A 14,957-nucleotide genomic window follows, 5' to 3' on the forward strand; every position below is an offset into this window, starting at 1 on the left:
ATTAGCAATTGACACACAATTTAAATGATGGTAATCTAACAAAGTATTACCAAATAAATTCGAAAGCAAGGGAGGAATTGTGATGATGATATATATGGATTTACTCAACAAAGAATTAACTAATTTCATACATGACGCAACCTGCCCGCTGCATAGGATTTATTGAACGGGACGTTTATTATTTTTGATAGTAATAAGCACAGGAGGCGTATCGTTTTCTGTGCTTTTTTGTTGTCTTTCTACAGTGTTTTTACGTGCTGTAGTATATAGTGGGCAGCTGCTTAGTGCAGCTGCCTATTTTTATTTCGAACAAATGGGATGGTGATGGGATGTTTCGTGTTTTATGGAAGCTTCGCTGGTTCTTCAAAGAACAGTGGAAGCGGTATGTAATTGCAGTACTTTTATTAATTATCGTTGGAATATTAGATGTAATCCCACCGAAGCTAGTTGGGATGGCGATTGATAATATCCATCTAGGAAATTTAACTTGGAGCGGGATCCTTCGTTATTTATTTTATTTATTCCTGATTACCGTCGTGTCTTACGGTATTACTTATGTGTGGATGTACCAGTTGTTTGGCGGGGCATACCTGGTAGAAAGAAAATTGCGTTCACGTTTAATGGGCCATTTTTTTAGGATGACTCCTGCGTTTTATGAAAGAAATCGAACTGGTGATTTAATGGCTCGTGCAACGAACGATTTGAAGGCTGTTTCGATCACGGCGGGATTCGGCATTTTAACATTAATCGATTCCACTGTCTTTATGCTCACGATCTTATTTACGATGAGTGTACTAATTAGCTGGAAGCTCACACTAGCGGCCATTTTGCCGCTACCAATAATGGCTGTGTTAATGACCATTTATGGAAAGAAAATTCATGAACGCTTTATCGAAGCGCAAGATTCGTTCGGTGATTTAAATGATAAAGTATTAGAATCAGTCGCCGGTGTAAGAGTGATTCGTGCTTACGTTCAAGAACGGGCTGATGAAAACCGATTCCACCAAATGACAGAAGATGTTTATTCAAAAAATATGAAAGTAGCAAAAATAGATTCTTTATTTGATCCAACGATTAAAGTGTTAACTGGAATGAGTTATTTAATTGGTTTAGGTTATGGAGCTTATCTTGTGTTTCATCAAGCAATTACACTTGGGGACCTTGTGTCTTTTAATGTCTATTTAGGAATGCTCATTTGGCCAATGTTTGCAATCGGCGAATTGATGAACTTAATGCAAAGAGGTAGTGCTTCTTTAGATCGAGTGGAGGAAACATTAAGTACCAAAGAAGATGTGACAAATCCTGAAAATCCAATTAAGGTGGATCGACCAAACTCGATTGAATTTAACCATTATGATTTCCAATATCCAACCTCTACAGTGAAAAATTTAAAAAATATTCATTTAGATCTAAGCCGTGGAAAGACACTAGGTATTGTCGGGAAAACGGGAAGTGGAAAAACGACGCTTATTAAGCAGCTTCTTAGAGAATACAAAGAAGGGGATGGCAAGTTTTCCTTTTCAGGAGTTGAAATTAGCCAACAAACGAAGGAGCAAGTACGCGATTGGATCGGCTATGTCCCGCAAGATCATGTTCTTTTCTCACGGACAATTAAAGAAAATATATTATTTGGTCATCCAGAAGCCGGTGACAAGGAAATTCAAGAAGCCATTGACTTAGCTTATTTTCGTAAAGATTTAGAGCTTTTGCCGGAAGGGTTAGAAACGTTAGTAGGTGAAAAAGGTGTCGCCCTTTCTGGAGGACAAAAGCAACGAATTTCGATTGCGCGGGCACTAATTAAAAATCCGGAGATCTTAATTTTGGATGATTCCTTATCAGCTGTTGATGCAAAAACGGAAACAAATATTATTGAAAATATTCAAAAGGAGCGAAGTGGGAAAACAACGATTATTACCACTCATCGTCTTTCAGCAGTAGAGCATGCCGATTGGATTCTCGTTTTAGATGATGGAGAAATCATTCAAGAGGGAACACATAATAAATTAGTCAAAGAAGAAGGTTGGTATCTTGAACAATACGAGCGCCAACAGTTAGAGTCTTCGGAAAGCAAGGAGATGGTTTTATGAAGGTAGGAAAGAGATTAGTACAATATGCGATGACGTATAAAAAATTCATTATCATTGCTCTCCTCATGCTTACCTTTTCTGTAGGTGCGGAACTTACAGGCCCATTTATCGCAAAAAAAATGATTGACTCACATGTTTTAGGAATCGAGTCCCCTTGGTTTGAAACGGGAAAGGGGAAAGATGCTATTCTATATAATGGAAAGTATTATAAACGGGAGAAATATTTTAAAAAAGGCGAAACAAAAGGGAAAGAGGTTCGAATTCTACAAGTTGGGAAAGGTTTTTATTTTACCGATGATGCCATTCAATTTGATGGGGAACGAACGTATCGAAATGGAGTAGTCACGATTAAAAAGGGTGATGATACACAAAAAATAAGTGTACAGAAAATATCGTCTCCTCAGCTATTAAAGTTTTACAATCCTGAGATACCAAGAATCGTTCGACTCATTCTTTTCTATTTCGGTTTATTACTAAGTGCTTCGTTATTCCAGTATGGACAGCATTATTATTTGCAAAAGGCAGCGAACCGAATTATTCAAAAAATGCGAACCGATATTTTTGGGCATATTCAACGTCTACCGATTCGCTATTTTGATAATTTACCCGCTGGAAAAGTTGTTTCGCGTATTACAAATGATACCGAAGCGATTCGAGAGCTTTATGTAACGGTTTTAGCGACGTTTTTTACGAGTACGATATATATTACCGGAATTTACATCGCATTATTTATTTTAAATGTAAAATTAGCAGCGATTTGTTTATTGTTGTTGCCATTGCTTTATCTTTGGATCATTATCTATCGTAAATATGCATCGAAATATAATCATGTTATTCGTTCGAAAGTAAGCGAAATTAATGCAACGATCAATGAATCTATTCAAGGGATGAATATTATCCAAGCATTCCGCCGTGAAGAGAAAATGAAAGAAGAATTTGAGGTGCTTAATCAGACACATTTTCAGTATCAAAATAAGATGCTTAGTCTAGATGCCCTTACTTCACATAATCTTGTTGGCGTGTTAAGGAATATTACATTTGTCGCGTTCATTTGGTACTTTGGAGGAGGTTCCATTGGAGTTGGTTCATTTGTTACACTTGGTGTTTTGTATGCTTTCGTTGATTATATTAATCGCTTGTTCCAGCCGGTTACAGGAGTTGTGAATCAATTGGCGAAATTGGAGCAAGCATTGGTCGCCGGTGAACGGGTTTTCGAATTGCTTGATGAAAAGGGTACAGCAGTAAATGATCAAAGAATTCCACGCTATCAAGGGAATGTGACTTTTGATCATGTGCACTTTGGCTACAAAGAAAATAACGATGTGTTAAAAGACATTACTTTCGATGCAAAGTGTGGTGAAACGGTTGCATTAGTGGGGCATACCGGTTCAGGCAAAAGCTCAATTATGAACCTATTATTCCGATTCTATGATTGCACAAGAGGGGAAATAAGGATTGATGGTGTCAATATAAAAGATATGTCTACTCAAAGTTTAAGAGAGCACATGGCCATCGTTCTACAGGATCCATATTTGTTTACTGGAACGATTGCTTCGAATGTCAGTCTTGGTGATCCACACATATCACGTGAAGTAGTAGAAAAGGCGCTGAAGGATGTTGGGGCGGATAAAGTGTTGAAAAACTTGGAAAATGGAATCGATGAACCCGTTGTTGAAAAGGGAAGCACCCTTTCATCCGGGCAAAGACAGTTGATCTCATTTGCACGCGCACTCGCCTTTAATCCAGCGATTCTCATATTGGATGAAGCGACTTCTAATATTGACACGGAAACGGAGGCAATTATTCAAAAGGCAATGGATGTGTTGAAAAAAGGCAGAACGACCTTTATTATTGCCCATCGTTTATCAACAATCCGTAATGCAGATCAAGTTCTTGTTTTAGATAAAGGAGAAATAGTGGAAAAAGGCAATCATGAAGAATTAATGGAGCTAAAAGGAAAATATTATCAAATGTATCAGCTTCAACAAATGAAAAAGGTTGGTTAACCGATAGTATATAAAAAGCACAACTTCTCATTAGGAAAAGTTGTGCTTTTCTATTTCATTCCGCCAGTTTCTCCAAGTTTCCGTTTCTGTCCATTTTAAATGTTGAAGTGGAAGGTTCGTCTTCTTCGAATAGGACAAGCTTTCTCGCCCTGTTCATGATTTTCATCATCGTTTCATAATCTTCTTGCATTGTAACAGAGTTCTTTTCTAAATCACGAATTCGTTTTTGAAGTTCTTCGTTTTGTTGCTTTAATTCTGAGTTTTCGCGTTTTAATCTTGCATTCTCACTTTTTAAAATGGTTGATTGGAACTGGGTGCTATTTAGGTACTGTAAATAACTAATTACTTTTTGAAGATTTAATTCACCATTGTTGTTACTAATCGGCGCGGAATTCGTTGCACTTGGTGTTTTAACAGCATCCATCTCTTCAGCAAATTCTTGATTAATAGTTTCTAAAGGTGTACCTTCCACTTCCTCAAAGGATGGCGTAGGTGGTTGATAGAGTAGTTTTTTCTTACCACCCTGATCTTTCCCAAGTAAACGCTGTCTTTGTTTACGTTGTTTTTTTGCAAGTTGCAAAGCTTGTTCATAATCATGTCGAACAACGGCATTCCAACGAAAACCACATGCTGCAGATGTTCGATTTAATTTGTCTCCCACTTCTTCAAATGCGTTTAACTGGGTACTTCCTTCACGTACATGTCGCAAAACAGTTTCTGCTAATTGTAAATCATTTTCTTCTGTCCAAGCATCTTGGCGCTCTTTCATACTTCTCAACTCCCATATTCATAATTAACTTTCCCCAATATTCAAAGGATGGACAAAACGGACCTCTTTTATACCAATATTGTAAAAAATATAATAGTTTCTCAAATTAGCATGTTGGGTTTGTAAAATAAGAGCAATATTCAACGTCTTTCATATTCAAAAAAAGAACGCTATAATATAAAAAAGATAGTCTGGGAAGAGGGTTAGACATGGAATATTCTAAACAGAAGTTAAGCGAGGAAAAGGTTTTTAAAGATCCTGTTCACCGCTACGTCCATGTAAGAGATAGGGTCATATGGGATTTAGTAGCTACAAAAGAATTTCAACGTCTGCGTCGAATTCGTCAGCTCGGAACCACTTATTTTACATTTCACGGTGCAGAACATAGTCGGTTTAATCATTCCCTAGGTGTTTACGAAATTATTAGAAGAATTATTGATGATGTTTTTGATGGAAGAAAAGATTGGAATCGAGAGGATCGTCTTCTTACCTTATGTGCGGCTCTTTTACATGATTTAGGACATGGTCCATTTTCACATTCCTTTGAAAAGGTTTTTCAACTTGATCATGAGGAATTTACACAGAAAATTATTGTTGGAAATACTGAAGTGAACAAAGTATTGGCTAAAGTTGGTCCTGATTTTCCGAAGAAAGTAGCGGAAGTCATTGCTAAAACTTATGAAAATAAATTGATCGTTAGTTTAATATCGAGTCAACTTGATGCCGATCGAATGGATTACCTGCTTAGGGATGCCTATTTTACAGGAGTTAGTTATGGCCATTTTGATATAGAAAGGCTATTGCGAGTAATGCGACCGCGTGAAGAACAGGTAGTGTTTAAATATAGCGGAATGCATGCGGTCGAAGATTATATTATGAGTCGCTATCAAATGTACTGGCAAATTTATTTTCATCCAGTCACCCGCAGTGCAGAAGTAATCTTAACGAAAATCTTGCATCGGGCAAAGCAGTTACATGATGAATATTACTCCTTTAAACAGCATCCGGTTCATTTTTATTCCCTTTTTGAGGATGAAATGACATTAGAAGACTATTTAAAATTAGATGAAAATGTCATATTATATTATTTTCAAATGTGGCAGGACGAAGATGATTCGATTTTAAGTGATTTGTGTACAAGATTTGTGAATAGAAACTTATTTAAATATGTTGACTTTGATCCAGCAAAGCAATTCAAAGTACATAGTAAATTAGAAAATCTTTTTAAAGAAGCAGGAATAGATCCTAACTATTATTTAGTGGTTGATTCTTCATCTGACCTTCCATATGATTTTTATCGTCCAGGTGAAGAAGAGGAAAGACTTCCTATTCATTTATTAAAGTCAAATGGTGAATTACGAGAATTATCGAGGGCATCCGATATTGTCGATGCAATTTCAGGAAAACGCAGAACGGATCATAAATTATATTATCCAGCTGACTTTATTCATGATGACACGATGAATAGCGAAACAAAGCAGAAGATTCGCTCCATACTAGAGAGTATATAGATGAATCACGATTGATAAGTTTTTAGTTTTTATTAAGCGGGAGATGAGTTTCTTTGTTAAATGATCATGTTAGATTGATGGGGGCACTTGCAGCTTCAGGAGAGATTATTGGACGAAAGAAGTTACAAAAGATGATCTATATATCGAAAAAGTTAGATTTTCCTTTTCAAGAAAGATTTCAATTTCACTTTTATGGTCCTTATTCAGAGGAGTTAACTCTTCGGGTAGAGGAACTTACTAATTTAGGTTTTATTGAAGAAGTGAAAGAAAAAAAAGGTGGATACTTTCAATATCGCTATACAATCACTGATAGTGGTAAAGAGTTTTTAAGTATGTATGAAACGAAGGTTCCACATTTAGATGAATGTTTAGTCAATATGAACGAACAAAACTCTCGTTTTCTAGAGTTGGTATCTACGGTTCTTTATTTTGATAATCTTCCTCAGCAAGAGGTCATCGAAAAAATCCGAACTGTTAAAGCAAAACAGAATTATAGTGCAGCTGAAATTGATGAAGCTTATAAATATATTGAGTCATTGAAAAAAATAGCTAAGCCACAGGAATAGGCTTAGCTGTTTGTTTTAATTAAAAAGTAAGGAATTAATAGAATGAAGGATCAATTCGATAGGGCAGGCGTCCCGCCACCTATGGTACCTGAAGAGACGGAAGCGATCCGATAGAGCAGGAACACCACCGCCAATGGTACTGCAAGAGGCAAAAGCGAACCGATAGAGCAGGAGCACGAACGCTAATGGTACTGGAAGAGGCAAAAGCGAACCGATAGAGCAGGAGCACGAACGTCAATGGTACCTGAAGAGACGGAAGCGAACCGATAGAGCAGGAGCACGAACGTCAATGGTACCTGAAGAGACGGAAGCGAACCGATAGAGCAGGAGCACCACCGCCAATGGTACCTGAAGAGACGGAAGCGATCCGATAGAGCAGGAGCACCACCGCCAATGGTACCGCAAGAAACAAAAGAGACCCGATTGAACAGGAAACTACCAATTTTTAAGGCCTTTTAGTGATTTTATATATAATGCTCCATATTAATCCAAGAAGAACCGGGCAAGCCCGGCTCTTTTTACTTATCACTTAATCTTTTTCCGCCTACTGCATAATGATTTTTTGACATTTCTTCAATAAAAACGACGATATTTTCCTTTGGTGCACCAGCAGTTTCACTAACAGCTTCTGTTACCTTTTCTACTAAAGCCTTTTTCTGTTCCTCTGTACGACCTTCTAACATTTTTACTGTAATGTATGGCATTCAATTGACATCTCCTTTTACGAAAAATAGTATTTACAATCAAAGTGTATTGCTTTATGAAAGGGCATGCAAGGGGATATTAATAAAAAGAGCTTCACTACAAGGAATTTATCATTGGATTGTTGTATACTAATAGTTAGAATGAATAGAATGATTGAAAAAGGGGTTTGCTTGTGGATCAACTGAATAATTTTTTGTCTGGTATTTTGAAATATCCAATTGAACAACTTCCGTTTGTAGTTATTACCTTATTAATTGCTTTTACTGTGCATGAATTTGCCCATGCGTATACGGCATATAAATTTGGCGATCCAACAGCTAAAGATCAAGGTCGATTAACATTAAATCCGATTCAGCATCTTGACCCATTTGGAACGATTCTTATTTTGATTGCTGGTTTTGGTTGGGCACGTCCTGTACCCGTCAATCGGCGCCATTTTAAAAACCCGAGAGCTGCAGGAATTTTAGTTTCGATTATGGGTCCGTTAAGTAATTTATTATTGGCATTTATCGGATATGGGGTTTTCTATTTTTTAATTTCTTCAGGTTCATGGACGAATGCATCAAGCTTCATCATGGATTTTTTAAATATTTTTGTCCAACTAAACATGATGTTATTTGTCTTCAATTTAATTCCACTTCCGCCGCTAGACGGGTATAGAATTGTGGAGGACTTAGTGAGCCCTACCGTACGGGCAAAAATGACTCAATTTGAACAATATAGTATTTTAGTATTTCTAATTATTATTGTAACACCATTAGATGAATACACCATTTTTCCGCTGATGCAAAAAGTTAGTAACTTTTTTCTATCTAGCTTTCAAACAATTTTTTCAATGTTTATGTAGTCAGGAGGTTTCGTAATGGAAGGGAAGAAAAAGCTAGAATTCAATATTATTAAAAACGATCCTACCGATGGGCATCGAGGATTCGGAATCGGATCATTAAGTTTAGAGAATGTATCACCGGTATTTGTAGATGTAAATGAAGGAGAAGCCTTTGTTGATATTGGTGCTATGCATGCACGAAGTTCTGTTGAGAAAAGGGTGAAATTTTTACCTAATCGTGAGGATGTTCCAGAAGGGGCTAAGCCTTATTGGTTAGTTTGGGTGACGATCGACAGAAAAGAGGAAGGACCATATTTTGCGGGTGTGACAGCTTGTGAAATGACTGTTAATAAAGAAGCAAGACGTGGGTATAAATCATTGCCAGAGCACGTAAATCGTTTAGATAAATCATTAAAGCGCCATATTATTGTTGACCATATGGATGCAAAATCTAAAAAAATATTGGCAGACTTCTTGAAAAGTCACGATGAAAAAATGTGGGAGCTGTCTAGTGAAGAGTTAAAAAAAGGCTTGGCAGCGGAATAAAGTAAATGTGAATAAATCGTGACATTTGTTTGAATTTATTTGCAGCTACTTGCTGATTCCATGGAAAATAAGTAAACTAGAATTGATGGTTTGCATATACAAACTAGGACACGAAAAAACTCGGGGACGCACACCCCGAGTTTTTTCAACGTTTGGGAAACTATAAAATAATCGATTGTGAATAACTTTCCTACTGGTGAAGTCTACGTCCAGCTCCAGCGCCTAGCCCCTCGAGGTCAAATAACCTTTCACCAATGANNTCATTGGTGAAAGGTTATTTGCTTGTCGGGGCTGACCAAGGCGCTTCCGCATTTGATCTTTAAAACCATTTAAATAACCTTTTAAGCCAATTTTTGTTCTCTTTTTCATGTCTTTTATCGTGCTTCCAAAGATTTTCTTCATTAATGTGTTTATCACAATAATCAGTAGGCTCTGTTCCCTCGATGAAATATGTTAATCGAGAAACTGGACAGTCATCGGTTGCAATTTTTCCACTTTCCGGGTCGATTGGTACAGCAATTACACCTTTTGGTTGTTTAAATGTTTTGATTGGCTGATCTTCAAGGGACTTTTCCATAAAGCGCACCCAGATGTTTTTGGCATATAGTTTATCTGCATTTAGTGTAATCTGGTTCCCCTGATCATATCCCGTCCATATTCCCGCAGTAAGCTGTGGAGTGAATCCAATCATCCAGCTGTCCGTATCGGTTGACCCGGATTTACCTGCATATTGTCTTGTTATTTGACTAGCAATCGTTGACCCTGTGACACTCGAATACCCATTTAACTTTTTATCAAACATTCCTGTCATCATTTGATCCATTATAAAGGCAAGTTTTGAATCAAGTACTTGCTTCTTAGGAGGTTCATACTGATATATAACCTTCCCTTGATAATCCTCTACCCTCGTAATAAAGACTGGCTCCACTTGTTTACCGCCATTTGCTAAAAGGCTATAGGCATTGACCATATCAATGACACGGACACCGGATGTTCCTAAAGCTAAAGAAGGAACTTTAGACATTTTTGTCTCGATTCCAAATTGTTTGGCTGTTTGTACTAAAACGTCTTCCCCTAAAAATAAATGTGTTTTCACTGCAAATACATTATCAGAAAGTGCGAGTGCTTGTGCCATAGTAATTTCATCATTCGCGTATTTACTATTAAAATTATGTGGAGTATAATCCTTCCTACCATCATCAAAACGGAAAGTAGTCGGTTCGCTTTTCATCATTGTTGTTGGCGTAAATCCTTTTTCTAAAGCTGCATAGTATAGTAATGGTTTAATGGTGGAGCCTGGTTGGCGAATAGCTTGTACAGCCCGATTAAACTGACTAGCCTCGTATTTCCTCCCACCAACTAATGCAGATACAAAGCCTGTATTAGGGTCCATAGCTGTAAATCCTACTTGGATTTTAGAATCCTCGGAAATGGTTTCGTCAATCACCTTTTCGGCAATTTCTTGTTGTTCGGTATTCAATGTTGTGTACACACGAAGACCGCCTAAATCAATGGTTCGATCGTCAAGCCCAATTTTAGTTTTTAAAAGATGTTTCACCGTATCTTGAAAATAAGGGGCAACCTGTGTTTGCGAATAGGAATGTTCACCGATAATTTTGAGCTTCTTGCTTGCTGCCTTATCAGCTTCTTTTTGTGTTATATAGCCATTTTGAACCATTGATTGTAGAATAATCTTTTGTCTTAATTTTGCTCGATCAAAATGACCAATAGGTGAATAAATATTTGGCCCTTTTGGTATTCCTGCTAACATGGCCGACTCTGCTAGACTGAGATCTTTCGCTTTTTTTCCGAAATAAAATTGGCTGGCGGCTTCGATTCCATATGCTTTATTACCATAATTTATTGTGTTTAAATAGCCCTCTAAAATCTCTTTTTTATCATAATTCATCTCTAGTCGAAGCGTATAAAAGGCTTCAGAAATTTTCCGCTTCCATGTTTTATCAAGCGTTAAAAAAAGGTTTCTTGCATATTGTTGCGAAATCGTACTAGCACCTTGCACCTTTTCCATCGCTTTTATATCTGCTAAAAATGCACCTGCAATTCGTTTGTAATCAAATCCGTGGTGTGAGTAGAAGTTTTGATCCTCAATGGATATTGTCGCATGGATCAAGTCTCCTGCTACATCGTCTAAATCAACCCAGTATCTTTTATCTCCGTTACTACTTTCTCCGATAAGAGTACCATCATTTGAATAATATAGAGTAGATTGCGGGACAGAAAGAGGGGGAGGACCTAATATTTTTGCATATATTAAAATTCCAGCTATAGAAATAATCGTTATAGTAAGAACAATAAGTAAGGCAAATAATGATAACCTTAAAAAACGTTTTGATTTTTTAATTTTTGGATTTGTCATTGTTTCCATGACGCTCACCTCAAGCTTCTAAAAATGCCTATTGTATCAGTATGAAAAAACAGACCCTATTTTAAACATGCAAAAAATAATTTTTTAGTAGAAATATTTTTAATATATGAGTGAAAATTTTTCTTGCAATTTTGCCAGAATTCACTATACTTTTTCTCATGTTTGTATTTAGTGTCTTAGGGAAAAATGAGTTAGAAGTACGTAATTCAAGGACGCTAATATTTATAATAGGAAGGAAGATGGAAATGGGTGGATTATGGTTTACTGAAAAACAAACTGAGCATTTCGGAATTACAATGGAGATCAAGCAAACTTTACATACAGAGCAAACGGAATTTCAAAAACTAGATATGGTAGAAACAGCTGAATGGGGCAATATGCTTCTTTTGGATGATATGGTGATGACTTCGCAAAAAGATGAGTTTGTCTATCATGAAATGGTGGCACATGTTCCGTTGTTTACTCATCCAAATCCAGAAAATGTTCTTGTTGTAGGCGGCGGTGACGGAGGAGTTATACGTGAAATATTAAAACATCCAAGCGTGAAAAAAGCAACACTTGTAGATATTGATGGCAAAGTGATTGAGTATTCCAAGAAATTTTTGCCCGAAATCGCAGGTGAACTAGAAAATCCTCGTGTTGATGTTCAAGTCGATGATGGTTTCATGCATATTGCAAAAAGTGAAAATCAATATGACGTAATTATGGTTGATTCAACAGAACCAGTTGGACCAGCAGTTAATTTGTTTACAAAAGGCTTTTATGCAGGTATCTCAAAAGCATTAAAAGAAGACGGTATTTTCGTTGCTCAAACAGATAATCCTTGGTTCAAAGCTGACTTAATTCGTGAGGTACAAAAGGATGTAAAAGAAATTTTCCCAATCACTCGTCTGTATATCGCTAATGTTCCAACATATCCAAGTGGGATGTGGACATTCACAGTTGGATCAAAAAAATATGATCCACTTGAAGTAAGTGAAGATCGCTTCCATGATATTGAAACAAAATACTATACGAAAGAACTTCATAAAGCGGCATTTGTACTGCCTAAGTTTGTTAAAGATTTAACTGAATAAGGAAGAGGAGGTACACATATGCGATTTGATGAAGCTTATTCTGGCAATGTATTTATAAAAAGCCATCCTACCTATGAGGATAGCCAAGCAGTCATTTATGGGATGCCAATGGATTGGACGGTAAGTTACCGACCAGGCTCACGCTTCGGTCCAGGGCGTATAAGAGAGGTCTCAATTGGCTTAGAAGAGTATAGCCCATATTTAGACCGTGAATTAGAAGAAGTGAAATACTTCGATGCAGGAGATATTCCATTGCCTTTCGGAAACCCGCAACGCAGTATTGATCTTATCGAGGAATACATTGATGGTCTTTTAAAAGATAATAAATTTCCATTAGGAATGGGTGGGGAACATCTCGTTTCATGGCCGGTTATGAAGGCGATGTACAAAAAATATCCAGATCTCGCGATTATTCATATGGATGCACATACAGATTTGCGTTCTGAATATGAAGGAGAGCCACTTTCCCATTCCACACCGATTAGAAAAGTGGCTGAATTAATTGGTCCTAGAAATGTATATTCTTTCGGCATTCGTTCCGGAATGAAAGAGGAGTTCGAATGGGCAAAAGAAAATGGAATGCATATTTCAAAGTTCGAAGTACTTGAGCCATTGAAGGAAGTTCTACCGAAGCTTGCCGGTCGTCCAGTTTACGTAACAATTGACATTGATGTTCTAGACCCTGCACATGCACCTGGAACGGGAACAGTTGATTGTGGCGGGATTACTTCAAAAGAATTACTTGCATCGATCCATGAAATTGCACATTCACAAGTGAAGGTCGTTGGTGGAGATTTAGTAGAAGTAGCTCCTATCTATGATTCGTCAGAACAAACAGCTAATACAGCAAGTAAGTTGATTCGTGAAATGATTTTAGGATGGGTGAAATAAGGATCCTCATGGCGAGGATCCTTTTTCTTCGGTGATAATCCACCAGCCTGCAATATTTAGTCCTCTAATTTCGTCTATTTTTCCGCCCTTTTCTTTGAAACGAATAGCTCCTTTTGAAAAAAGAACATACCAATTAAATGAGGAATCATCTATAGGAATGATCTCCGCTATTGTATGTATTTCATCTTTTTTATTTACGGGGGTTGTTATTTTTACACATTCATAACGTAAGGGGCAGTGATATGTCCCTTTATGATCTAGATAGTTAATGAAAGAATCATCATCTTTAGGTACACGGAGGATGGAAATGAAAATTAGGCAAATACATATAATTACTGACTTTATCAGCCAAGCATTTTTGGTTTTTTCAGATGTTGTTAATATAATTTGACAAACTAAAGAAAAAAAGGCTAACCATAAAAAAGAATCAACTTTAAAGATGATCCAAGCAATTGAACAGTTAAAAAAACTTAAAGATAAGAAGCGACTTAAGCTTAAAAGTTTCTTCGGATCGTAATCCTCTGTTTCTTTTTCAGGATCCCGAATGAATGTGCGTATAATTGTAAAACATAGTACACCTACCATAAAAAGATATTTGAAAAATAGCAATCCTTCGTCCCCCTATGTTAAATGAAATTATATAAATACTATTCCATCCATGTATGAAAAAGTCCTTTCCAAAAACGGCTTTAGTTCGCAAAAGGAAATAAGGTATAATATTCTAGTAATCATAAGGATAATTTAAAGTATTTTAAACGTGATAGGAGTGGCAAGAATGGCAATTGTGTTAACGATGCTTGTACTAGGAGCAATACTGGGGTTTATTGGCGCAGGTGGTTCTGGATTTATCATAGCCATTCTTACACTTGTATTTAAGATTCCGATTCATGTCGCATTAGCTACCTCTTTAACGGCAATGGCATTCACTAGTCTATCAGGAGCGTTTAGCCACTATCGTGAAGGAAATATTTCTGTGAAGGCAGGACTTTTAGTAGGTGGTTTTGGAGCGGTTGGAGCGTTTGTGGGCTCAAAGATTGCTTCATTTATTCCAACGGATGATATGCACTATTTAACTGGTGGAATGCTCTTTCTTTCAGCAATTTTATTAGTTATTCGCTTATTTTTTATGAAAAAGAAAGAAGTAGCTAGTGAAGCATGGACACTAAATGCGAAACTATTAATGAAAGCTGCCATATTAGGAATCGTTACAGGGATTCTTTCGGGTACGTTTGGAATTGGCTCCACACCGTTTATTCAATTAGGCCTTCTCACATTTTTGGGACTTTCCCTTCGCCAATCAGTTGGGACAACCATGCTCGTGATTGTTCCGATAGCAATCGGGGGCGGAGTCGGCTTTTCATCAGAAGGATTTCTAGATGTCACATTACTCATTCAAGTATTAATAGGAACGATGCTTGGCGCATACCTAGGTGCAAAATTTACAAATCTTGTTCCTAAAGGAATTTTGAAAACAGCAATGATCTTAACACCAGCAGTTAGCGCATTGATCCTCATCGTATAACCATTGATTTTCCCGAGATTTATTTTTATACTTAAAAGGTTATAATGGAAAGGACTGGCTTTCGCT

The 14,957-nt window shown here is 37.0% G+C and carries 13 protein-coding genes; 9 read left to right on the forward strand and 4 right to left on the reverse strand.

Features of this window, described 5'->3' with window-relative positions; translation table 11 throughout:
* Positions 1-329 precede the first annotated feature (329 nt).
* Both B5V89_RS11665 and B5V89_RS11670 read left to right on the forward strand, forming a co-directional pair.
* Complete coding sequence (locus B5V89_RS11665; RefSeq protein WP_108072233.1) at positions 330-2,087, forward strand: ABC transporter ATP-binding protein; 1,758 nt, start codon at positions 330-332, stop codon at positions 2,085-2,087.
* The gene (locus B5V89_RS11670; RefSeq protein ID WP_108072145.1) at positions 2,084-4,093 is read left to right on the forward strand and encodes an ABC transporter ATP-binding protein; all 2,010 of its coding nucleotides are present in this window, start codon (positions 2,084-2,086) and stop codon (positions 4,091-4,093) included. The genes B5V89_RS11665 and B5V89_RS11670 overlap by 4 nt, the downstream gene beginning before the upstream one ends.
* A gap of 55 nt (positions 4,094-4,148) precedes the next feature.
* Here the strand turns inward: B5V89_RS11670 and B5V89_RS11675 are convergent, their stop codons facing one another.
* Positions 4,149-4,862 (reverse strand): RsfA family transcriptional regulator, encoded by a 714-nt coding sequence (locus tag B5V89_RS11675; protein WP_107920456.1) that lies wholly within the window; start codon positions 4,860-4,862, stop codon positions 4,149-4,151.
* 209 nt (positions 4,863-5,071) lie between these two features.
* Here B5V89_RS11675 and B5V89_RS11680 point away from each other — a divergent pair, with 209 nt between their 5' ends.
* Both B5V89_RS11680 and B5V89_RS11685 read left to right on the forward strand, forming a co-directional pair.
* Positions 5,072-6,373, forward strand: a complete 1,302-nt coding sequence (locus tag B5V89_RS11680; RefSeq protein WP_108072147.1) for an HD domain-containing protein — start codon at positions 5,072-5,074, stop codon at positions 6,371-6,373.
* Between the two features lie 53 nt (positions 6,374-6,426).
* Positions 6,427-6,939, forward strand: coding sequence for a YwgA family protein (locus tag B5V89_RS11685; RefSeq protein ID WP_108072149.1), 513 nt, complete (start codon positions 6,427-6,429; stop codon positions 6,937-6,939).
* A gap of 518 nt (positions 6,940-7,457) precedes the next feature.
* Here the strand turns inward: B5V89_RS11685 and B5V89_RS11690 are convergent.
* Positions 7,458-7,643, reverse strand: a complete 186-nt coding sequence (locus B5V89_RS11690) for a 2-hydroxymuconate tautomerase (RefSeq protein WP_107920458.1) — start codon at positions 7,641-7,643, stop codon at positions 7,458-7,460.
* Between the two features lie 173 nt (positions 7,644-7,816).
* Here B5V89_RS11690 and B5V89_RS11695 point away from each other — a divergent pair, with 173 nt between their 5' ends.
* A complete protein-coding gene (locus B5V89_RS11695) occupies positions 7,817-8,491 on the forward strand; it encodes a site-2 protease family protein (protein WP_108072151.1) in 675 nt (224 codons plus the stop codon).
* A 15-nt stretch (positions 8,492-8,506) separates the two neighbouring features.
* Positions 8,507-9,016 (forward strand): YwhD family protein, encoded by a 510-nt coding sequence (locus tag B5V89_RS11700; RefSeq protein ID WP_066235197.1) that lies wholly within the window; start codon positions 8,507-8,509, stop codon positions 9,014-9,016.
* A 319-nt stretch (positions 9,017-9,335) separates the two neighbouring features.
* On the opposite strand, the gene B5V89_RS11705 is transcribed toward B5V89_RS11700, so the two are convergent.
* Entirely contained in the window at positions 9,336-11,402 is a 2,067-nt protein-coding gene (locus B5V89_RS11705) for a transglycosylase domain-containing protein (RefSeq protein ID WP_108072153.1), read from the reverse strand.
* Positions 11,403-11,647: 245 nt separating this feature from the next.
* Between B5V89_RS11705 and speE the strand changes: the two genes are divergently transcribed.
* The gene (gene speE, locus B5V89_RS11710) at positions 11,648-12,478 is read left to right on the forward strand and encodes a spermidine synthase (RefSeq protein ID WP_181294659.1); all 831 of its coding nucleotides are present in this window, start codon (positions 11,648-11,650) and stop codon (positions 12,476-12,478) included.
* A gap of 18 nt (positions 12,479-12,496) precedes the next feature.
* The gene (gene speB / locus B5V89_RS11715) at positions 12,497-13,369 is read left to right on the forward strand and encodes an agmatinase (protein WP_108072157.1); all 873 of its coding nucleotides are present in this window, start codon (positions 12,497-12,499) and stop codon (positions 13,367-13,369) included.
* Positions 13,370-13,375: 6 nt separating this feature from the next.
* On the opposite strand, the gene B5V89_RS11720 is transcribed toward speB, so the two are convergent.
* Positions 13,376-13,978, reverse strand: a complete 603-nt coding sequence (locus B5V89_RS11720; RefSeq protein ID WP_108072159.1) for a hypothetical protein — start codon at positions 13,976-13,978, stop codon at positions 13,376-13,378.
* A gap of 166 nt (positions 13,979-14,144) precedes the next feature.
* Between B5V89_RS11720 and B5V89_RS11725 the strand changes: the two genes are divergently transcribed.
* The gene (locus tag B5V89_RS11725; protein ID WP_108072161.1) at positions 14,145-14,891 is read left to right on the forward strand and encodes a sulfite exporter TauE/SafE family protein; all 747 of its coding nucleotides are present in this window, start codon (positions 14,145-14,147) and stop codon (positions 14,889-14,891) included.
* Positions 14,892-14,957: the final 66 nt, after the last annotated feature.

Source organism: Heyndrickxia sporothermodurans (genome assembly GCF_003055045.1).
GTDB lineage: Bacteria > Bacillota > Bacilli > Bacillales > Bacillaceae_C > Heyndrickxia > Heyndrickxia sporothermodurans.